The following is a 21,950-nucleotide window of genomic DNA, read 5'->3' on the forward strand; positions in this document are numbered from 1 at the left end:
AAAATACCGCTTAGATAAGCGGTATTTCTGACAAAGCAGGGATTAGCGCAGCGCGAGCTGGAAGATCATGGTTTCTGCCTGGCAGCTGAAAGTGAAATCGATGTTCAGCTCAACGCCGCCATCCACTTTTTCCATACGGCTTTTGATTTCGCATGGCTCAGATTCAACGCCACGTGCGCGTTCAGTCAGGGCTTCCAGCGTTTCTTTGGCCTGTGCTTCGTTTTCAAAAACGCGGCTGTAAGAAGCGGTGCAATCGGTGTTGTCCATGATGGTACCCACATCAACACAGCAGCAAGCCGCAGTTTCTTCAGCGCCGCATTTGTTGATGGAGTGCAGAGGTTGGGTGGATTTAGAGGACATGGTTACGTCAGACATAATTTTCTCCTCGGCATCAACGGCAACGTCCACCGTCTGGCCTGTTTGCGAATAAAGTTTTATTTCCAGCCTGCATTTTACGCCACCGTTCTGACAACACACTAGCACTTACTTAATATGTGCCTTTGGAGTGATCCAGATCACGTATATGTAAGTAATCGATTAAAAGTAAGTCATCGTTCTCACTTTAGCGTTTCTTAATTGAACTTTTATTGTTGGTTTTTTGTTAAGTGGATCCAATTTCTCGCATCATTTTATAAATATCAATGAAACATCATTGCAACTACACCACAGGTCAGACCTATACTTCGCTCACTGGTCTGATTTGTCAGACTGCTAACGAACCCTACAATCCCGCGCTCATTGTTACTTGATGTAACATTGTTTGATAAAAAACATAAAATTGAGGTTTTGGTCATGAACCAGAAAAACCTGTTAAAAAAATCAGCTCTGGCAGCTGCAGTGGCAATTGTTTCCTCCAACGTATACGCAGCAGGTTTTCAGTTAAATGAATACACTGCCGCTGGTTTAGGCCGTTCCTTCTCCGGCGAAGGTGCCATCGCTGACACAGCAGCGTCCGGTAGCCGCAACCCGGCAACCATGACCATGTTTAACCGCCCGGCGTTTTCTATGGGCGCAATCTACGTCGATCCTGACGTAAACATCACCGGCAAATCACCGGTCACTGGCGCAAGTACAGATGCGAATAACATCGCACCAAGCCAGTGGGTCCCAAATATTCACTTTATTATGCCGCTGGATGATCAGTGGGCGATCGGCGCATCCGCAACGTCTAACTACGGTCTGGCGACAGAATTTAACGATAATTACCCGGCTGGCCCGATTGGCGGGGAAACCGATCTGACGACAATCAACACTAACTTAAGTGTTGCTTACCGTTTGAACCAGAATTTCAGCTTCGGTGTGGGCTTTGATGCCGTCTACGCGAAAGCAAAAATCACCCGCACAGCCGGTGAGCTGTTACCACTGAAAACCGGTGGTCAGGTTCCTTCAGATACCGAAGCCGCCAAGCTTAAAGGCAACGAATGGGGCTATGGCTGGAACGCGGGTATCCTCTATGAAGTGGATGATAACAACCGTTACGGCTTTACCTATCGTTCAGAAGTGAAAGTCGACTTTGACGGCGAATACCGCAGCAACCTTCCTCAGGTTCTGGGCGGCACCGGCGGTCAGACCGTTCCGGGCGCGTTAACCCTGAACCTGCCAGAAATGTGGGAATTGTCCGGTTATAACCGCGTAGCGCCAAAATGGGCGGTTCATTACAGCCTGGCCTATACCAGCTGGAGCCAGTTCCAGGAGTTGAAAGCTACCGGCACTAACGGCCAGACCTTATTCCAGAAAGATGAAGGCTACCATGACGCATACCGCATCGCGTTGGGTACCACGTATTACTACGATGAGAACTGGACCTTCCGTACCGGTGTTGCCTTCGATGATAGCCCGGTTCCGGCAGATAACCGCACCATTTCAATCCCGGATCAGGACCGCTTCTGGGTGTCCGCCGGTACCACTTACGCCTTCAACAAAGATGCTTCCGTTGACGTCGGTATCTCCTATATGCACGGTCAGACCGTCAATATCAGCGAGAAAGTGGCGAACGGCGTTCCGAACTATGAATTCCAGGCTAAAGGGACCGCAATGCTGTACGGCGCGAACTTTAACTATAATTTCTGATGAACTGACTATCACTTCTGATGAACTGATTACCGCTGCTGATGCACTGAATTCGCAGAAGTCAGAGATGAAAAAAGCGCCGAAAGGCGCTTTTTTTATGTCTCATGAAACGTTATTCCGAGTCGATATCTTTCAGGTCGCCCTGAATCAATGCCGCATTCGGGTTTTCCTGTGGCGTCAGCTGACCGCCTTTTGCCAGGAAATCGTGATGCTGGAAATAAGCTTCACGGATAAACAGATACGGATCAGAGGAGTTACGGATCAGGCCATCGGAATCGAGCAATTCTGCACGGGTTTCGACGCCTTCCAGCACCCATTTACCGGCTGACATCCAGAACGTCAGATAGCTGAGCATCGGATATAAATCATCCACCAGGTCGCCACCTTCATCACGCACCGTCGCGCTGCCGTAACCTGGCAGAACCACATACGGACCGTAACCGACACCGTAATGACCGAGCGTACTGCCGAAGCCCTGCGCTTCTTCGCGCGCCAATTTCGGGTTCGCCATACCGGCCACGTCGATCAGACCGCCCATCCCGAGAAGTGTATTCAGGAAGAAGCGGTTGAAGTGAATCGCTGCACGGTACGGATCACCTTTAAGCAAGGAGTTGACCATGCTGGCGGGTTCATCGAGGTTGCTAAGGAAGTTACTGGTCCCGTTACGCGCCGGTTGTGGCACGTAATCCCGCCATGCGACGGCAACAGGCCGCACAAGGTACGGATCCATATAGTTATAGTTGAAGTCGAACATTGCACGGTTGAAACCTTCCAGCGGATCAGAACGTCCTTTTGGTTCGCTGTCCGATGATCCGGACGTGCCGGCACAACCGACCAGCAAAACTGTCGCAAACGCCAGCCCAGTCAGGCGTAAGTTCATGGATATCTCCCTGTTTTTGATCGTCGGTTCCTGATTAAGGAACCTGCTGATTAATCTCAATGCTGACCTGCCCGTTACCGGCAAAATGAGTCAGCGGACTGTCGCCGTACCAGTCACCTGTGGCCGGTGTTGCCAGACCATTTTGTGAAATACGAACGCGTACTTTTAATTGCTGCAGTGAAGAAAGCAAGCGTTCCGGCATCATCGCGTTGCTATCATCGACGGTAATCGCCAGCGGGAAGCGGCTCAGCGGCAGCTTTTTAACCGCAACCGGCACCGGACTGGTTCCATCAGTCACCGAAATAAAGACCGTGCCATCCTGTGGAAGTTTCTGCTGAGCAGCAGAAGAAAGCGTAACGTTGACAGCCAGTTTAACCTGATCAAGACCGGCTTTCTGTTTTGCCTGCGCAATGCTTGCACGCACCATCTCAAGACGTTTATCACTGGCCGGAAGAATCTTCAGCATAACTTCCCACGCGCCAATGGCTTGCGGGTAATGACCCTGTTCATATTCATTATAGGCCAGCAGACTTAACACACGCAGATCGCCCTGAGATTTTTCCAGCATACTGCGTAAAAGATTGCCACCGGTAAGGTTATCTTGCGGATCAGACGATCGTGTCAGTACTTCGGCATAACCGAGCTTTACCGACATATCATTCGGCGCAAGCTGATATGCATGCGCGTAGGCCTGCGTCGCGGTCGCGGCATTATTGAGCGCCATCCCTACGCGGCCGAGCATCACCCAGTCCTGCACATTATCCGGATTGGCCTGTAAATCGGTACGCAATCCGAGCCCTAAATCCTGCACATCCGTGGCGGTCAGCGGCGCACTGTGGTCATCGGCAATTCGGTGGCGTAAATCAGGCATATGCTGCATCACCTGATTCCATGCGCTCACCTGCCCCAGACCACCGGCGTAGAGATACAAACCCAGCGTAATAATGACCAGCAAAATCGCACCGGGCACCAGCGTCCAGCGGCCAATGGGTTGGGTAGCAGCAGGCGCCTGGCCATCAGGAATATCGGTCAGTAAGTTTTCCTGCAATTCCTGAATATGCGCAGGACGTTCATCCACCACGCCCTGCGCTTCGTCTTCTTCCAGCTCACTCAAACGGTGATGATAAAACGCTTTATTCAGTGCATCTCGGGAAGTGTGTTCCGAGCGGTCGCCACGAATAACCGGCACAATAAACAGCGCCAGTGCAATCACCAGCATCACTACAATGCACAGCCAAAAAATACTCATGATCCTTTCCTGTCGCTGTCTTTAAGTAACTGCGCCAGGCGCTGTCTCTCTTGTTCTGACATTTCTTCGGTCGTATTTCGCAAACGCACTTCGCCACGGCGCGAACGCATAAAAATCATGCCTGCACCGATAATGACCACCAGCACCGGCCCGAGCCACAAAATAAAGGTGGATGGCGTAACCGGCGGTTCGTAGGTCACAAAGTTGCCGTAACGCGCGACCATGTAATCCACGATTTGCTGTTTGTTCTGGCCCTGCTGAAGGAGCTGAAAAACTTTGGTGCGCATGTCCGCAGCGATAATCGAATCCGACGCCGCAATATTGGTGTTCTGGCATTTCGGGCAGCGCAGCTGGGCCGTGATATCGCGGTATTCCTGCTCCTGAGCCGGAGAGGAAAACTGATAAGTATCAATGGCCGCAAAGACGCTGAAGCTCAGCATCATGCCCAGCAGCAGCGCAGGCAGTGAAGAAATCAGCTTCATGCGTTGCCTCCGTATTTTTTGTACAGCGGTAACACTTCGTTCTGCCAGACTTTTTCATTCAAATCACCGGCATGGCGATAACGGATAATGCCCTGACCGTCGATCAGGAACGTTTCCGGCGCGCCGTAGACCCCGAGATCTAATCCCAGCATGCCGTCGCCATCGTAAAGACTCAGCATGTAAGGATTGCCCAGCGTATTCAGCCAGTTCACCGCTTTCTGCCGGTCATCTTTGTAGTTCAGGCCCACAACGCGCACGCCCTTCGCCGCCAGCGTGTTGAGATAATCATGTTCAGCGCGACAGGTCGGACACCACGTAGCCCAGACGTTAAGCAGCATGGGTTTGCCATCGCGCAGCACGGACTGATCGTAGGTTTTTCCGGCCTGTGCCAGTGATTCCAGTTTGAACACCGGCACCGGTTTGCCGATCAGCGCCGATTCCAGCAGCGTCGGATCGTCACCGTTGGCATTGCGCGTCAGTTGCACTAAAAATGCTGCCGCCAGCGCCAGGAATAAGATCAGCGGAATAAAGAGGAGTTTACGGTTCATGCTTCTTCAGCCTCCGCCAGACCTTGTTTCTTGAGTTTTTTGCTCATGCGGTAACGTGGATCGAGAATACACAGCACGCCGCCTGCCGCCATAAAGATGCCGCCCAGCCAGATCCAGCGGACAAACGGTTTGTAGTACAAACGCACCGCCCACGAGCCGTCGTCCATCTCTTCACCGAGCGCCGCATACAGGTCGCGCGCCAGATTGCCGTCGATAGCCGCTTCGGTCATCATGCTGCGCGCCACGCTGTAGAAGCGTTTTTCAGCATGCAGCGTGGTGACTTTTTTGCCGTTCTGCGTGACATCAATATTCGCCTCACCGCCGGTATAGTTCGGGCCGGTGATGTCGCGAACATCGCGGAAGATAAAGTGGTAATCATGAATATCGACGGTATCGCCGGACTTCATGCGCACATCACGTTCAACGCTGTAATTCTGGCTAAACGCGATGCCGATAACCGTGACCGCCACGCCCAGATGACCGAGCACCATGCCCCAGTGACTGCGGGAAAGCTTGGTCAGACCGCGCCAGAACGAGTGACGATGAGTGGCGCGTTCGTGCAGTTCCATCAGCGTCAGCACAATCACCCACACCGACATCAGCAGACCGACCACGGTCATGCCGACAATTTTGTCCTGCAACAACCACGGCAGAAGAATCGACAACACCAGCGTCACCACTAAGGCAAAGCCCAGACGACGCCACAGTTTGCTCGGTTCATCACGACGCCAGCGCACCAGGGGTCCTATCCCTAGCAGCAGCGCCAGCGGTGCCATCAGCCAGGTAAACATGGTATTGAAGAACGGTTCGCCGATAGAAATACTGCCCAGCCCGAGCTGTTTATGAATGAGCGGCAACAGCGTACCGAGCAGCACCACCAGCATTGCTGCAACCAGCAGCACGTTGTTGCCGAGCAGATAGCTTTCGCGGGAATGTAACTCATGACGGCTTGGCGCACGCACCGAATTGCCCTTAAAGGCATAAAGCAGCAGCGAGCCGCCGATCACTATCACCAGATACGCGAGAATAAACATGCCGCGCGCCGGATCCGAGGCAAACGAGTGAACCGAAACCAGCACGCCGGAACGCACCAGGAAAGTCCCCAGCAGACACAGCGAGAAGGCGGTGATCGCCAGCAGCACGGTCCAGGCTTTAAAGGTGCCGCGTTTTTCGGTCACGGCCAGCGAATGGATAAGCGCCGTACCGGCCAGCCATGGCATAAAGGAAGCGTTCTCAACCGGATCCCAGAACCACCAGCCACCCCAGCCTAATTCGTAATATGCCCACGCGGATCCGAGCACGATACCGATGGTCAGAAACACCCACGCGGCCTGTGTCCACGGACGTGACCAGCGCGCCCACGCGGTATCCAGTCGTCCGGCCATCAGGGATGCAATCGCAAACGCGAACGCCACGGAGAAACCGACGTAACCCATATACAGCAATGGCGGGTGGAAAATCAGCCCGATATCCTGCAACACCGGATTCAGGTCACTGCCATCTACCGGGAAATTAGGCAGCGAACGGATAAACGGATTAGACGTCAGCAGGATAAACAGCAGGAACCCGCCGGTGATCATCCCCATGACGGCCAGCACGCGCGCCACCGCATCCTGCGGCATACGGCGGCTGAAAAGCGCCACGGCGAGCGTCCAGCAACTGAGCAATAATACCCAAAGCAGCAGCGAGCCTTCGTGCGCGCCCCAGGTAGCCGCGACGCGGTAATACACCGGCAAATGGGTGTTGGAGTTGTTGGCGACATACGCGACCGTAAAATCATTCACCACAAAAGCATGAACCAGAATGGCAAACGCCAGCACGATGCAGGCAAACATGCCGTAAGACAACGGACGCGCCATCGCCATCATCCGGTTATCCTGCCGCGCCGCGCCCCATTGCGGGTAAATACTCAGTAAAACCGCCAGACCTAATGCCAGACAGAGTGCAAATGTTCCCAGTTCCGGCATCATGAGCGGTCATTTCCTTTATCGTTACCCACATAAGCCGAAGCCGGCCCTTTGTGGTTTTCTTTCATGGCGTCGGCAACTTCCGGCGGCACATATTTTTCGTCGTGTTTCGCCAGAACCTGAATGGCATTCACCACATTTCCCGGCTCCATCACGCCCTGCGCCACCACGCCCTGCCCTTCACGGAACAGATCCGGCAGGATGCCGTTGTAGGTAACAGCAATCGCGCCGCGTGCGTCATAAATTTTGAAACTCACCTGCAGGCTTTTCGGATCACGCTTCACCGAACCGGGCATCACCATGCCGCCGATACGCAGGCGCTGGCCGACCGTCGGCATCTCATGGTTCTCGCCTTTGCCTTGCAGGATTTCACTGGGTGTATAAAACAAATCAATATTCGAGCGCAGCGCGTACATCACCAGTGAAATGCTCAGACCAAGGCCAATCAGCACCACCAGCGCCAGCGACAAACGCTTTTTACGACGTGGATTCACAATAACTTCTCCGGGGAAGTGTCCGGTTCCAGCGCTGACGTCTGTGCGCCTTGCTGTTTTTTAGACTGAGACTGACTAATACGCTTTTCGCGTGCCTGACGGCGGCGAACTTCATCGAGGATCTGACGACGCTGAATAAAGGTATGCGCCACCAGCGCAATCAGGGAAATCAGCGTCGCCGCGACCGACAGCCAGACATAAAATGCATAGCCGCCCATCGCAAAGAAATCATGCCAGCTGGAAAATGCAGGGCTCATCCGCGGCGCTCCTTATTCACAAGACCGGCCACCCACGGGCGCAGACGTTCCTGAACCAGAATCAGGTTGCGCAGGCGCATCAGTGTCAGGGTAATAAAGAAGAAGAGGTAACCGAATATCGCCCAGCGCAGCGGATAACGCATGCTCGGGTCGATGGTTTGCTGCATGTTGGTCGAGCCCTGATGCAGCGTGTTCCACCACTGTACGGAGTAATGGATGATAGGAATGTTCACCACGCCAACCAGCACCAGAATACCGGCGGCACGCCCGGCCAGACGGCGGTCGTCGAAGGCGTTATATAAGGCAATCACGCCAAGATAGAGGAACAGTAACACCAGTTCGGAGGTCAGGCGCGCATCCCATACCCACCAGGTGCCCCACATCGGTTTGCCCCAGGCGGAGCCGGTGACCAGCGCAATAAAAGTGAAAACAGCACCGACCGGCGCCATCGCGGACACCACCATATCGGACATTTTCATCTGCCACACCAGGCCGATAAATGCCGCAATCGCCATCGAACTGTAAATGCCCATCGACCAGATCGCCGCCGGAACATGGATATACATAATCCGGTAACTGTTACCTTGCTGATAATCCGGCGGTGCATAACCAAAGCCCCACACCCAGCCGATCAGCAGGCAGGCAATACCCAAAATTCCGAGCCAGGGAATGAACCGGCCACAGACGTGGTAAAGCCGTTCAGGCCTTGCGAGTTGATGTAACCATTTCCACATTGTTATCGTTGCTCACTATAAAATGTCACTGTGTGATGCCGTGGGCCTCATCGGGCTCTTATGCGGTCAGTATGAAATCATCCGCAGTTATTATCGGCGTCTCTATTGTTCACTATAGAGAAGTGTGATGTTAGTCAAAGGTTGCGCTTTTTCTTCTCTATTGTAACGACACGTAAAATAATTCTGTGTTAAGGGCTTAGCGGGTCAGTGGATACTTACCCGCAGCGCAGCGGCGGTGGCGAATGGAGTTAACGTCGCACTCCCCGCCAGCATCGCACCGAGAATGGCCAGATAGCCGCCAATCGGCATCGACATTGACGCCGCATCAATCGCGCCGGTGGCAAAAATCAGCACCGGAATATAGAGCGGCAACACCAGCAGACTGAGCAGCACGCCGCCCTTGCGCAGCCCGACAGTCAGCGCCACGCCAATCGCGCCGATAAAACTCAGCGTCGGCGTACCCAGCAAAATCGTCAGCGCGACGGCTTTCCAGGTTTCAAAATCCAGTGAAAGCAGCAAAGCAATCAGCGGGGAAAGGATAAGTAACGGCAAACCGGTCACCACCCAGTGAGCACATACTTTCCCCAGAACCGTGAGTGCCAGCGGCGAAGGCAGCAATAACAGCTGCTCGAGCGTGCCATCGAGATAGTCATCGCGGAACAACCTTTCCAGCGCCAGCAAAGAAGACAGCAGCGCCGCCACCCAGACGATACCGGGTGCAATTCGCGCCAGCAGTTTCGGCTCAGGGCCAATTCCCAGCGGGAACAGCGTGATGACTATCAGGAAAAACCACAGGGGGTTGATGATTTCAGCACTTTTGCGAAAGGCAATTTTCAGCTCGCGGCTCAGAACCTGAGTAAACATTCCGTTTATTTTCCTTTCGCGTCACGCCAGCTCAGCGCTGGTCAGACGAATTTTGCGCACATCGCGGTTAACGCCCTGTAAATCCTGATGCGTGGTCAGCAAGACCATTCCGCCCTGCTGCGCGTGTTGTTCAAACAGTTCTATCAGCGTGGCAACACCCTGCTTATCAATGGCGGTCAGCGGCTCATCAAGGATCCAAAGCGGAGCCTCGCTCAGCCATAAACGCGCCAGCGCGACACGCCGCTGCTGACCGGCGGACATCTGCGCCACCGTGACATCTTCATAACCCAGCAATCCGACATTTTCTAACGCCTGATAAATAGCGTCAGCACCGGTTGTCCCATTTACGGACTGCCCGCTGATAGACAGATAAAAGGCAAGGTTTTCATACGCAGTAAGCACTGACTTCACGCCAGGGTGATGGCCGAGATACAGAAGCTGCTGATGGAAAACGTCGCGCTGGCGGCGGGTATTCACGCCCTGCCAGCGGACCTCACCGACTTCCGGGGAGGACAGTCCGGCAAGAATTCGCAGTAAACTGGTTTTACCGGCGCCGTTGCGGCCTTCGATTTGCACCATTTCACCCGGTTCGATCGTGAAACTTAAGCCGCTAAACAAGGTTCGCTCATCGCGTACACAGCTCAGGTTAAGGGCTTCAAACATGGTGATGTCTCTCATTTTTCACAAGCGCGCATCATATCACAGGCGTCAGGCGCGACGCAGCTTACGGGCCCACAGTTTACAGGGTTGAAAACCCTGAAATCCAGCAAACAATCCGCAAAATGTCCCATAGGGTTCAGGGGTTAATGGTTTGTAACTTTTTTGTATATCTCATCATAATCTCCACACCTCGCCTATGCTTACCTCAGACCTTGTTTACCACCATTTTGAACGGCTTTTGGGGAATAAAGATGGACGAAGAAAAACAACATTCCGACATTAAAGATGTCGACAGCGACGAACATTCTCAGGGCAAGAAGATCGAAACCGGAGAAGATAATTTACCGTCGAAAGCGGCGGCAGTGCATGAAGTCATCCGCATGGAAGGCGAAAAAGAACTTGAGCGTGACGGACAGGCTTTGCTGTGGTCCGCGATTGCAGCCGGGCTTTCGATCAGCGCTTCGCTGATGGCCAAAGGCATTCTGCACGCCCGTCTGCCCGACAGTCCCGAACGTTTCTTCATCGAAAACATCGGTTATACCGTCGGGTTCATAATCGTCATCATGGCGCGCCAGCAGCTGTTTACTGAAAATACCGTCACCGCCGTATTGCCTGTCATGCAAAAACTGACCGGCAAAAACGTCCTGCTGTTGCTGCGCCTGTGGGGCATCGTGCTGGCGGGTAACGTCATCGGCGGCGGGCTGGCCGCGCTGGTCTTTCATCTGGTGCCCTTCTTTGATTCCGCCACCGACCAGGCGTTTCGCACCATCAGCCTGGAGATCATGGAGAAAGACCCCGAAGGCATGTTCGTCGGCGGCATGGTATCCGGCTGGCTGATTGCCACGATGGTGTGGATGATCCCCTCAGCCGGAGCAGCCAAACTGTGGGTGATTATGCTGATGACGTACATGGTGGCGATTGGCGACCTGACGCATATCGTGGTCGGATCGGTCGAAGTACTCTATCTGGTGTTCTCGGGCGCCATCCCCTGGTACGAATTTATCTGGCCATTCGCCCTGCCGACGCTGGCCGGAAACATCTTCGGCGGCACCTTTATCTTCGCGCTGATAAGCCATGCGCAGATCCGTAACGACATGAGTAATCAGAAGAAAGCCAAAGCCAAGAAAGAGGAAATGGAAGCGGCAAAGAAAGAGGCTGCAAAACCCTGACTGGCGACGAAACGACCAAACAGACGGCTAACGCCTTATTATTGGGAGAAAAACGAGTATACTACGCGGGCGCTTTCCACAGGCGTCCGTGTCTCCTTAGTTAAACGGATATAACAAGCCCCTCCTAAGGGCTAGTTACAGGTTCGATTCCTGTAGGGGACACCATTAAGTCATTTCACATCACTTCAGCTCACTTCAAAAACCCAGTAATACCAAGCCTCTCAGCAAATTCATACGTTAAGTAGCTTTCATATCTCTTCATGACAATACAGTGTCATGATGGTATAAATGATGGTACTCATCAGTTCGATATCCAGATACCATCATTTTGCCTCTCAAGGGGTACACATATGGCTATAAATGAGCTTTCCCCCAAACAGATCGAGAATGCCAAACCACAGAATGCCGATTACAAGTTAACCGATGGTGGCAGCTTGTATTTGTTGGTAAAAAAAGCTGGTGGTAAATATTGGCGTATGAATTATCGTTTCGACGGCAAGCAAGCGACATTAGCGTTAGGTGTTTATCCAGATGTGCCGCTGGCAGCAGCCCGTAAACGTCGAGATGAAGCCAGGCAACTGCTGGCCGATGGTAAAGATCCACGCGAGCTAAAAAAAGCTGAAAGCAATGAGCCAACTTCACCGTCATTTGAAACTATCGCTCGCGAGTGGCATTTCGGATCTATGGGCCATCCAGAATGGAAAGAGATCACCCGCAATAAAATACTGAGGGAGATGGAGAACCACATATTCCCTATTATCGGTAGCAAACCCATCGACAGCCTAAAAACAAGAGATCTATTGCCCTTACTTATCAGCATGAACGAACAAGGCATCGGTGCTACGACGGGGAGAGTTAAGACCACGATGAGTAGCGTTTTCCGCTATGCGGTTCAGCGTGGTGTTGTCGAGTACAATCCAGCTAATGATCTCAAAGGTGCTTTAACGAGTCCCAAAACTAAACACCGCCCTGCCCTTGCCCTGGATCGCCTACCTGAATTGATGGCTAAAACTGCAACGTATACAGGTAGACCACTCACCAGACTTGCAGTGTTACTTTCTCTACATACATTTGTACGTTCAAGCGAACTTCGGCACGCTCGCTGGGACGAGATAAATTTTGAAACTGCAATGTGGACAATCCCTGGCCAGCGAGAAGAAATTGTAGGTGTAAAATTCTCTGAACGTGGGGCTAAAATGGGCAGTGCGCATTTTGTGCCGCTATCATCTCAGGCGATGGACGTATTGAAGTCGATCAAATTTATTAGCGGTGAATACACGCTGATTTTTCCTGGTGATAGCAACCCTTATAAACCTATGAGCGAGAATACGGTTAACAAAGCGCTCCGTACTATGGGCTATGATACTCAGGCTGACGTTTGTCTACATGGTTTCCGGGCAATGGCCTGTTCAGCTTTAACCGAATCAGGATTATGGTCACGGGATGCAGTAGAACGACAAATGAGCCATCAGGAACGTAACGAAGTACGGGCAGCTTATGTTCATCTGGCGCAGCACATGCAGGAGCGCCGCCGAATGATGCAGTGGTGGTCAGACTATCTTGAAGCAAACTCTGATAAACATATTGCGCCATATGACATGACGAAATTACGGGTTGTAGGTAGTTAATCAAACATATTGAGGCTAGCCCCCCCAGGCAAAAAGCAGCAACACCTGCTGCTAGCCTCAGTTTTCATTAGGTGCGCGTATAGGTGACGTGATGACTAAAAGAGTACCTGTTCCTCTAAAAAATCAAGAAGAAGCCAGCATTTGGGAGATAAATAATCTACCGGCACTAGAATATTGTGATCTTCACCGTGCAGCCAAATTACTCGATTGCAAAGTGGATGACTTACTTCATTGGGCTGAAATTGGGGCTATCGAATTATGCTTAAAATTCAATGCATTTAGAGCATCAATAAAATCTTTTGAACTCAATACTAAATATCGAAATAATCCTAAAAGCTGGATTAAAGAAAAGATTGATTCTGGAGTTTTAAACAAATACATAACAAATGATTACAAGCAACTTAGTTTATTACAATTCATCCTTGGTCCAATAAAGATTGGCAATGATGGTAATATCGATCAGGAATACTGCATTGAAAGTTCATTTCCTTCCCCAATATGTCATATTTTTGGTTTGTGGGGTCTGATATCAAACCCACATGATAATTTGTTTTCAGTATTACAATCATCAAAAAAAGCACAAGTCACTGCATTAAACTTACAGTTAAAAGCAGCAGATGAAGAATTAACAGTAGACTCAATCCGAGTACAACCTGTTTGGTCTGAACTGTATGACGGCTTTACTGAATTAGGGAATCCTATCGGACCAGCACCTATTATTTTTATAATTACTCCTTCGGATTTATTTATCACCAGAAAGCATATTGAGCAAATTGGCCGCTATCGTGGAAAATTAATTCCTAGCTACATAAATGGCGGAGTGTATCGTCCAGAGTCGGAAGACTCCATCAAAGAACATGGGAATGTCGAAGCCTCTGCAGCGAAGAGAGAGGCGGTCTATCAAGCGGCGATTTACTGGTTAAAACATGATCCATCGGCTTGCAAAGGTAAGCGTGGCGACTTGACTATTGAGGCTTGGGCAGAAAAAATCATCTCTGAAAAAAACAATCCTAAAGCTAAGATTGAGCTTGGAATAGATAAGGTAAAACAATGCCTTAGAGTAGCCATTTCAGGGAAAAACTAATGTGGTGATAATTTATTCCACAATAAAAACAAAATGCTGCCACTGATACACGCGCATTAATCTTGCCATCATCTACCTGTCGATTACACAAGCTACATAACATGACAGGTAGGAACCTATGATTACACAACCATATCCTCACTCCGGACATGCCCGTCCACGAGCTACGGCTGACTTTCTCAAAGTCAGTACCGTCACCCTTTGGCGTTGGGAAACAAGCAAGCCTGATTTTCCAAAATCTATTCGCCTCTCTGAACGTGTCACTGTCTACGATGCAGCAGAGATCCGCTCCTGGCTGGAAGCTAAGAAACACAACTAACCCCCTGGAGTAACAACCATGAAATTGAAAAATTCTGGCTTAGCTGCCAGCGGCCAAACTCACGCAAAAAATCATGATTCTCTAATTATCGAAGACAACAAAGGTGAATCTGATGCGTAATATCGACCTTATTCACGAAGTCACTCACGCCGCTGGCGGTCGTTGGCCATCCGTACTAGCTGGCCTGAATATCGACGTACCTAATTCACCGCTCAAGCATACCGCCTGCCCCGCGTGCGGAGGAATAGATCGCTTCCGGTTCGACGACAACGGGCGCGGGGCACATATCTGCAATCAGTGTGGCGCTGGTGACGGGTTAGACCTCATTCAGAAGGTGAACCAGTGTAGTGCCACCGACGCCGCAAAGCTGGTGGCTGATGTGCTGCGTATTGATTACCGGGTAGCCGAACCCGACGAAGCAGTAGCTAGCCAACGACGGGAACAACTGGACGCAGACCACCAGCAGCGTAAACAGGAACGCCAGCAGCAGGCCGCAGCAGAAGCCATTCAACGCTGGAAAATCTTCACAGCTAAATACCAGGCACTGGATAAAAAGGCCACACCAGGCGAATCCGAATACCTAGCGGCCAAAGGGCTAGAGGGTTTCACCTTCCCGGTTCTCAGTAATGGATCCCTGTTACTGCCGTTGGTGGATGGGTCCGGCACAGTAGCTGCCGCGCAGACCATTACCCCGCAGGGTGAAAAACGCCTGCTAGCAGGTTCGGCAAAGTATGGGGCTTTCTATGCGGTAAACGCGCCAGACGCGCCGCAGAGCATTGTTATTGGTGAAGGGCTGGCAACCATATTATCCGTTCACAAGATGCGTTCTGACGCGCTGGCCGTGGCTGCGATTGATGCAGGCAATCTGCTACCCGTTGCGCAGGTAATGCGCCAGAAGTACCCACAGGCACAAATTATCATTGCCGCTGATAACGATCATCCTGCAGGTGACTCCGAAACTGGAGGCACCAACATCGGGAAAAATGCCGCTGAGAAAACTGCCAAAGCCGTTGCTGGCTGGGTTTCCATACCTCCAGTGAACTACAAATCGGACTGGAATGACTATCACAAACAATTTGGTCTGGAAGTCGCTACACAGTCGTTTACTGAATCCATGTACCAACCGCAGGGGGAAGCCGTGAAACCGCAACTACAGGCCATTGAGGGTGGCAAAAAGCGCCGCAGCAGCGAGGATTTAGATCTTTCACAGATGGCAGCGAGCCAGCGCGGTAAAGTTCTGGCTGAGTATCACGGCGATATTGCCGTTAACCCTGAGAGTGGAACCGCGTATGTATTCATGGGTTCGGTATGGGGAAAAGTCGCAGACAGTGAGCTACGCCGCACGATGGGAGCAATATTTGACCAGCGAGATACACCTTACAGTCCAAAAGGGATTGATTCGGCGATTGATGCGATGAAACTGCAAATTCCGGTTATAGGCAAACAACGCCGGGAGCTTATTGGCTTTGAAAATGGCACGTATGACCTGACAAGCGGTCAGTTTTCAGCCCATCGAGCAGATAACTGGTTGTTGAATCACAACGGCATCACGTTTACCCCGCCATATCCTGGGGAAAACCTGAAAGACCACGCACCCCACTACTATCACTGGCTGACTCATTCCGCAGGAAATGACCAGCGGAAGGCTAACCGGATTAACGCAGCATTGTTCATGATTCTAGCGAACCGCTACGACTGGCAATTATTCATCGAGATAACGGGTGAAGGTGGGAGCGGCAAATCTGTGTTCAGTAGCATAGCTACCATTCTGGCTGGCGAGCACAACACCGCCAGTGGGAACATGGCTGCGCTCGACAGTGCCAGAGGGCGGGCGCAATACGTAGGAAAGAGCCTGATTACCCTTCCAGACCAGACGCGCTACGTTGGTGAGGGCGCGGGTATTAAAGCTATCACAGGCGGTGATCTGGTGGAGATAGACGGTAAATATGAGAAGCAATTCTCCACCCTCATTCAGGCAGTTGTACTGGCAACGAATAATGAGCCAATGGCGTTTACTGAACGTAACGGAGGGATTGCCCGCCGCCGTGTTATCTTCCCGTTCAATATACCGGTAGCTGATTCAGAGAAAGACCCTGATTTGATGGCAAAGATCCGCTGTGAAATGCCAGTGGTTATTCGCTGTCTGCTGTCAGAGTTTGCCGACCAGAACAGAGCTAAAGCTCTGTTGACCGAGCAACGTGATTCAGTGGAGGCGATGGGTGTAAAACGTCACTCCGATCCTCTGTATGGGTTCTGCGAGCACATTGTGGCGTTAGGGGAAGCGATTGGAATGCTGATGGGTAATCTTAATATCTCACCCCGCGCCCCCCGAATTTATCTCTATCACGCTTATCTGGCCTATATGGACGCACACGGATTCGATAAGCATCTCACTCTGACCCGGTTCGGATCTGACTTTCCCAAAGTCATGAAGGAGTACGGAGTAGAGTACAAGAAGGCAAAGACCAATGCCGGAATGCGCTACAACATGGAACTGGCAGGAAGCGCCGATGACTGGCTACCAGCTTTACCACGCCAGCCAGAAGATATTAAGTAATTTACCCCCTATGTGAAAGTTTTTGTATTACGTGTTCATCTGTTCACCTTTTTATTGAATGTATTGATTTAAAATGAAAAAAACAGTGAGCACTTACCCTTTGAGTGTTCACCAAGTGTTCACTACTGTTCACTTTTAAAAAAATGAGACGATATTAACTCTCATAAAAGTGAACAGTTGGTGAATAGTTGTGAACAGTAGTGTTCACCGATCAAAACCAGAGCTGGCAAGACTTTCATGACAAAGTGAGCAGTGTGAACACTTAGAGGGTGCAAAACTTTCCCCAAGGGAACACATCATGAAACTGCTCATGTATGTAGCCCCGGAGTTCGCAGACACCGCCTATGCAGGCAGTCTGTACACCATCACCGCCCCATTCGCCCGCGCCATGATAACTATGCCAGACAGTTGGCTGTATTACCCCAACGGGAAGGAACACAAATATGAACTGGTTCAAAGACATTTTCGGTTTTGAGGAGTCCACCTATGCGGAGACTCAGGCCAATTTCTATCTGGAGGGAGGGCTTCTTCATACCAGAACCCAGCCATCCAAGCATTTTCATGCTGGCACGCTGACCCTGCCGAGCCTTGCTGAGCTGAGAGCGGAGGTCAATTCGTCGTCACCCACATCCGATGCAGGGTTGAGACTCGGCAACCTTGTCGCTGATGCCCATGAATTGCATCACTGGCCTGAAACCAATGGAGCCCTTGTTCAGGTAGCCAGTCAATTCAACTTACTGGAGATGCCAGGCCCAGAGACCATACCGGAGCAGGGTATTACGGGTTACCAGTACGATCATACTCAAGGCCCTGCTTGTGCCATGGCTTGTGCTGCAGCCACGGTGTTTCGCAATTACTTGGTTCAAATTGGCAATCAAGTTGGTCAAACTCAATCGAATCAGCTCAATACCCTGGCAGATTTGGATCGTGCCATCAACATACCGGGTATCAGGATGCAGAATGGTTACGCACTCCTTCAACCTGAAACGGTAAAGGCGATTGGGCAATATATACAGACGTTGGATATGACCTCAATGGATGACCTGCGTCAAGAGCTACGCATTGGTCTACATAGCGATACGGAGGTCACTATACCGGGTGTCGCAAATAACCAACGGGTAAGCCAGGCTCTTTGCTCAGCCCTGCCCGTGGCGTACCACCGTGGTTCATCACGGCATTGGGCTCCCTTCGCCTCTTTAGTCCTGGAAGCAAGCTATGAGGCCACTTTACTGGCAGGGGTGCTCAATTTTCATCGTACCGGAAACCCTCGTGTCTATCTGACTCTGGTTGGCGGTGGAGCATTTGGTAATGAAACCGACTGGATACTCTCTGCGCTGAAACGTGCGTTGCGACTCGTCCGACACCCACTAGAAGTCATTCTGGTGAGTTATCGCAAAGTGCCGCAGGAGTTGGTGATGCTGATTGCGGAATTGAATGCCGATATTTAAGGCCTATTGCCGTTTTGCAGCAGCAATTTAATCAAGAAGATAAAGCCGTAGAATTGAGTTACTACTACACCAAAAATCTACGGCTCAGCAATTTCAGGCCAACTACTTCAATATAAGCGCTGCTTTAAGGGCTGCCAATACCGGTTTATCCGCAGGGCCATTGAGCATTGAATCCAGTTTTTCTGGCGGTACAAGCGACACGGCCTGCGACTCCCAGCCCATATCAGCAGGCGTACCTGCCAGACGGCGGGCAAGATAATAACGAGTCACCGTTGTTGTACGTTCGAAATCACCTAATAACCCCATAATTTCAACGTGTAAACCAGACTCTTCGAACACCTCTTTAATTGCTGTAGCCTGTAAAGAAAGTTGATTATCCACACGGCCTTTTGGAAAAGTGGTGATATACCCGCCAAAATGATTAGAAGGATGAACCACCCACACCCGGCCATCTGCTTCAACGACAACTGCCCCGGCAGACAATTTTTTACCGTTGATCGACTGAAGCTGTTCTTCCTCAAGAGTTTGATTGATGCCCTGTACAAAATTCCATCCCTGTACTGTTTTAGGTGCCCCAGCCCAGGGTATTAAATTTAGGTCATTGAGAGTCTCAGGCACGGCCCCCTCTGGTAAACAGGTCGCAATTTTTGTCGCATCGTACCAGCTTAATATTTTTGTTGGCGTAGAAGGGTTTGTGAGTGTCACGATGTTATTTTTATTATAACGACGAGGGTGTTGGGCTGGTCCAGTCAATAGCACCTCTTCTTTTTCACTCCAACTTGAATTAAGGTTGTTTTCAGGTCGAATTATAAATTCTTTATTTCGATATTCATTGCTCATTAAGATCAGTTGGCTCATAAAAACACGAGGAACCCCTTTAAAACCCATCCATTGCTCGGTTTCATCTTCCCAAATTGCTCGCATACTATTGAATAATTCATATGCAGGGCCGTAATCCATGGCAACGTGTTCCCTCAATTCTTTAAGATTAATGGTGATTTCATCTAATCCAAATAATTCAGGTTGATTGTCCAGAAGCCAACCATACTTTTCCCATAATTTATTTTCCATTTTATCCAGCCTTCAATGTATGTGGCGGATTCAACTCCAAAGTGCAACGCTAAGCCGCCTTTCTTAGCTCTGCAAATACCACCGAAGGTAGTCTGAATCCAGGCAGTTGCCTGGCCAACCTTCGTTCAGGGGAGTGTGTATCATGCCGGAATTCTGTTTCTGAATGCAGCAGGATTTTGGGGTAGTGTAAGGACGATGGCATTACTGGCACCAAGGCTCGTGAGTTTCTGCAATACCATTAACTGCCCTAATTCTGCTGTAGTCATATTTCCCCCTGAGCTGTTTAAAACAATTCAAGCGATCACATCAAATTTGAAGCGATGAAATAATCCCGTGAAAAATAGCAAAACAACGCCCAATGATTACTAAAAAAAAGCATCATAAGGAACGTGGAGAAATCGACCAAACAGTTTGCAGCCAGGTTAACCGCTGTTGCAATTGTGGGATGAACTCATTGAGCCAAAACAGGGAAGCAACATAACCCGAAGATCCGCCACCACGACTGAATCGCTCAACGTAAAAGTCGTTGCCGCCCACCCGATTGATTAACGACTTCCCCGTCAGTGACTGAAATGCTGCCGAAATAATATCGCCTAGTTCATTTTTATCTTCAGGAATACAGACCTGACATAAGGCTTGTCGCATCTCCAGCCACAAGAACAAACTCCCTCTCAATCCCCATTGCGTCGGAGCAGGATCAAATAAGTCGGATACAACGGCCCAATCACTTTCCAGATAGCTAATCTTTTTTGCCGCAACTTTATGTACCAACGGGAAAAATATCAGCCTGAAAAAATCCGGTTCAATCTCAAACGTAAAACTACTTGAAACGGAAAAGCGAACAGAATCGACAGTGGATATCGCTTTGCCAGTCAACGCAAAAAAGAGGTGACTTAACCTGGCATCCAGTTCGTTAAGGTCATCAGGGCCTTGCTCAACACCTGAAGCCGCAATCATTTTATCGACCAAAATCTGGTTGCCATCATAATCAGTGAACAATTGCCGCTCAGTGGAAACCACTTTTCTGAGAATTTGTGCGATGGTCAATTTTTGCGGGAACAGAAGATATTGCAGATCAGGCCGTTTGTGCTTTTCAACCACGATGTCATAAGCAGTCTGCCGCTTAGCATTTGTTGTCGCACTTCGGTCAGCGCCAATAGATAACAGTTCTCCAATAACCGACAAATTCGCTCCATGCCATGCAGCCTGATGCAGCGGGGTATAACCTTTAGGTTCACTGGAGTGATTTACCAGATCAGGATAATCACGAAGAATAGGTAAAAGCGTATTCCATTCCCCCTGGAAGGCGAGTTTCAATACTTTATCGCTAACAGACATCATTCCAGCCTCTCTTATTCTGCCCGTTCAGTGTCCCAGCGTAAAAAAATACGCTTTAGCTTATCGACTGTGTGCCGCCATTTTGGTGTGGTCGGTTTGCAGACCGTATTCTGATTGCCAAAGAAGCCAATCTCATTAACCGCTTCTTGTTCGCTGCGGGTTTCCAGCCACTTCACAGGGACAAAATACTCTGATTTGTCAGGGTCATCAGCATTCTGGCGGTACAGTTCGCCATGTTTAAGCATATCCATAGCCAGCTCTTCGCCGTCATCAGTGTTGATGGTGAAGCTACTGGCAGGCTCAACGGCACTCTGCACTATGCCGACACCGACATAACCCTTGGCCGGGATTTTTGCCCAAATTCGGTCACCCGGCTGGAGCTGTTTTAAGGTCTGGCTGTACCAGCTTCCGCCACCAGCACTGATAAACCCGTAGCGACGCGCTTCTTCCCAGACGCGGCTTTTCGGGTCACCAAACGAGACGTAAAACTCACCGAACCAAGGTTCTTTTGCACCTGTATTAGCATCCACAGTCGCTTGCGCTGCGTTGGTTTGGGTTTCGCTCGGATCAATAAGCCACGTGCGGCTTAAAAACTGTTCTTCACCGTGTTGAAAAACCCTAAAGAAAAGCACATTTATGGGAAGCTTATTTTTGCTGAGATACGCAACAATGCGCTCGGTGGACGAGTCCAACTCCGCCGCAACAATGATGATTTGATGCGTTTGGTTAATAGATTCATCTTCCAGTTCAGCATTAAAGCGTTGCTTAAATGCATCAGCCAGATTACCGCCACGTGAGAATTTTTCATAAATCTGCGACAGGCGATCGGCGGTTAAATCATCGACCCAAGAGGCGTAATCCAGCGCTTGCGCCACCACTTCACGCGGCGTGCGATCGCGCTTAAGTTCAATCAGGATCAGTGAAGCATCCGGCGCGATAGCCAGCAGATCGATACGCCCGCTGTCGAGCGTATTGACCTCCTCACCGATGATCATCCACTGATCAGACAGTATGGCCGGATCTTGAATAATCATCTTCTGTAGCTGTTTTTCACTGGCAAGTTTGCTGATAGTTAGCGGCTGAGGGTTCTCCCCCACCCGCCAGATAGCATGATGAACCGGCATCGTCTGT

21 protein-coding genes and 1 tRNA gene are annotated in these 21,950 nt (G+C 50.5%); 8 read left to right on the top strand and 14 right to left on the bottom strand.

Annotation, left to right across the window (positions count from 1 at the left end; genetic code table 11):
* Positions 1-42: 42 nt before the first annotated feature.
* Entirely contained in the window at positions 43-375 is a 333-nt protein-coding gene (locus tag D6C13_RS07370; RefSeq protein WP_120132147.1) for a YfcZ/YiiS family protein, read from the bottom strand.
* A 417-nt stretch (positions 376-792) separates the two neighbouring features.
* On the opposite strand from D6C13_RS07370, the gene fadL reads away from it, so the two are divergent.
* Positions 793-2,070: a long-chain fatty acid transporter FadL gene (fadL, locus tag D6C13_RS07375; protein ID WP_120132148.1), complete on the top strand. Its 1,278-nt coding sequence runs from the start codon at positions 793-795 to the stop codon at positions 2,068-2,070.
* A 112-nt stretch (positions 2,071-2,182) separates the two neighbouring features.
* On the opposite strand, the gene mlaA is transcribed toward fadL, so the two are convergent.
* The 10 genes from mlaA to ccmA form a co-directional block, all read right to left on the bottom strand.
* Positions 2,183-2,950, bottom strand: a complete 768-nt coding sequence (mlaA, locus tag D6C13_RS07380) for a phospholipid-binding lipoprotein MlaA (RefSeq protein WP_120132149.1) — start codon at positions 2,948-2,950, stop codon at positions 2,183-2,185.
* 34 nt (positions 2,951-2,984) lie between these two features.
* Entirely contained in the window at positions 2,985-4,199 is a 1,215-nt protein-coding gene (gene ccmI / locus D6C13_RS07385; protein WP_120132150.1) for a c-type cytochrome biogenesis protein CcmI, read from the bottom strand.
* On the bottom strand, positions 4,196-4,681 hold the full coding sequence (locus D6C13_RS07390; RefSeq protein ID WP_120132151.1) for a cytochrome c-type biogenesis protein: 486 nt from the start codon (positions 4,679-4,681) through the stop codon (positions 4,196-4,198). The genes ccmI and D6C13_RS07390 overlap by 4 nt, the downstream gene beginning before the upstream one ends.
* The gene (locus D6C13_RS07395; protein ID WP_095922896.1) at positions 4,678-5,229 is read right to left on the bottom strand and encodes a DsbE family thiol:disulfide interchange protein; all 552 of its coding nucleotides are present in this window, start codon (positions 5,227-5,229) and stop codon (positions 4,678-4,680) included. Before D6C13_RS07395 ends, D6C13_RS07390 begins: the two co-directional genes overlap by 4 nt.
* The gene (locus D6C13_RS07400) at positions 5,226-7,199 is read right to left on the bottom strand and encodes a heme lyase CcmF/NrfE family subunit (RefSeq protein ID WP_120132152.1); all 1,974 of its coding nucleotides are present in this window, start codon (positions 7,197-7,199) and stop codon (positions 5,226-5,228) included. Before D6C13_RS07400 ends, D6C13_RS07395 begins: the two co-directional genes overlap by 4 nt.
* Positions 7,196-7,690: a cytochrome c maturation protein CcmE gene (ccmE, locus tag D6C13_RS07405; RefSeq protein WP_112287137.1), complete on the bottom strand. Its 495-nt coding sequence runs from the start codon at positions 7,688-7,690 to the stop codon at positions 7,196-7,198. Before ccmE ends, D6C13_RS07400 begins: the two co-directional genes overlap by 4 nt.
* The gene (gene ccmD, locus D6C13_RS07410) at positions 7,687-7,947 is read right to left on the bottom strand and encodes a heme exporter protein CcmD (RefSeq protein WP_120132153.1); all 261 of its coding nucleotides are present in this window, start codon (positions 7,945-7,947) and stop codon (positions 7,687-7,689) included. Before ccmD ends, ccmE begins: the two co-directional genes overlap by 4 nt.
* Complete coding sequence (locus D6C13_RS07415) at positions 7,944-8,681, bottom strand: heme ABC transporter permease (RefSeq protein ID WP_113877006.1); 738 nt, start codon at positions 8,679-8,681, stop codon at positions 7,944-7,946. The genes ccmD and D6C13_RS07415 overlap by 4 nt, the downstream gene beginning before the upstream one ends.
* Before the next feature lie 204 nt (positions 8,682-8,885).
* Positions 8,886-9,545, bottom strand: a complete 660-nt coding sequence (ccmB, locus tag D6C13_RS07420) for a heme exporter protein CcmB (protein ID WP_120132154.1) — start codon at positions 9,543-9,545, stop codon at positions 8,886-8,888.
* Positions 9,546-9,566: 21 nt separating this feature from the next.
* Positions 9,567-10,208, bottom strand: a complete 642-nt coding sequence (gene ccmA, locus D6C13_RS07425) for a cytochrome c biogenesis heme-transporting ATPase CcmA (RefSeq protein ID WP_120132155.1) — start codon at positions 10,206-10,208, stop codon at positions 9,567-9,569.
* A 248-nt stretch (positions 10,209-10,456) separates the two neighbouring features.
* Between ccmA and D6C13_RS07430 the strand changes: the two genes are divergently transcribed.
* The 7 genes from D6C13_RS07430 to D6C13_RS07460 all read left to right on the top strand — a co-directional run bounded on the left by D6C13_RS07430 (position 10,457) and on the right by D6C13_RS07460 (position 18,410).
* The gene (locus tag D6C13_RS07430) at positions 10,457-11,374 is read left to right on the top strand and encodes a formate/nitrite transporter family protein (RefSeq protein ID WP_120132156.1); all 918 of its coding nucleotides are present in this window, start codon (positions 10,457-10,459) and stop codon (positions 11,372-11,374) included.
* A 90-nt stretch (positions 11,375-11,464) separates the two neighbouring features.
* Positions 11,465-11,539 (top strand) — tRNA-Arg (locus D6C13_RS07435).
* A 185-nt stretch (positions 11,540-11,724) separates the two neighbouring features.
* Entirely contained in the window at positions 11,725-13,002 is a 1,278-nt protein-coding gene (locus D6C13_RS07440; RefSeq protein WP_120132157.1) for a tyrosine-type recombinase/integrase, read from the top strand.
* A gap of 91 nt (positions 13,003-13,093) precedes the next feature.
* On the top strand, positions 13,094-14,086 hold the full coding sequence (locus tag D6C13_RS07445; protein WP_120132158.1) for a hypothetical protein: 993 nt from the start codon (positions 13,094-13,096) through the stop codon (positions 14,084-14,086).
* Between the two features lie 118 nt (positions 14,087-14,204).
* Positions 14,205-14,405 carry a helix-turn-helix transcriptional regulator gene (locus D6C13_RS07450; RefSeq protein ID WP_120132159.1) on the top strand — a complete coding sequence of 67 codons (201 nt, stop codon included), beginning with the start codon at positions 14,205-14,207 and terminating at the stop codon, positions 14,403-14,405.
* A gap of 112 nt (positions 14,406-14,517) precedes the next feature.
* Positions 14,518-16,962 (top strand): primase-like DNA-binding domain-containing protein, encoded by a 2,445-nt coding sequence (locus D6C13_RS07455; RefSeq protein WP_120132160.1) that lies wholly within the window; start codon positions 14,518-14,520, stop codon positions 16,960-16,962.
* Between the two features lie 443 nt (positions 16,963-17,405).
* Positions 17,406-18,410, top strand: a complete 1,005-nt coding sequence (locus tag D6C13_RS07460; RefSeq protein ID WP_120132161.1) for a hypothetical protein — start codon at positions 17,406-17,408, stop codon at positions 18,408-18,410.
* A 102-nt stretch (positions 18,411-18,512) separates the two neighbouring features.
* On the opposite strand, the gene D6C13_RS07465 is transcribed toward D6C13_RS07460, so the two are convergent.
* From D6C13_RS07465 to D6C13_RS07475, 3 genes are all read right to left on the bottom strand, one after another.
* Entirely contained in the window at positions 18,513-19,481 is a 969-nt protein-coding gene (locus D6C13_RS07465) for an NUDIX hydrolase (protein WP_208642867.1), read from the bottom strand.
* A gap of 378 nt (positions 19,482-19,859) precedes the next feature.
* Positions 19,860-20,822, bottom strand: a complete 963-nt coding sequence (locus tag D6C13_RS07470) for an ankyrin repeat domain-containing protein (protein WP_120132162.1) — start codon at positions 20,820-20,822, stop codon at positions 19,860-19,862.
* An 11-nt stretch (positions 20,823-20,833) separates the two neighbouring features.
* Positions 20,834-21,943, bottom strand: coding sequence for a PDDEXK family nuclease (locus D6C13_RS07475; protein ID WP_120132163.1), 1,110 nt, complete (start codon positions 21,941-21,943; stop codon positions 20,834-20,836).
* Positions 21,944-21,950 lie beyond the last annotated feature (7 nt).

The organism is Rahnella woolbedingensis (genome assembly GCF_003602095.1).
Taxonomy (GTDB): Bacteria; Pseudomonadota; Gammaproteobacteria; order Enterobacterales; family Enterobacteriaceae; genus Rahnella; species Rahnella woolbedingensis.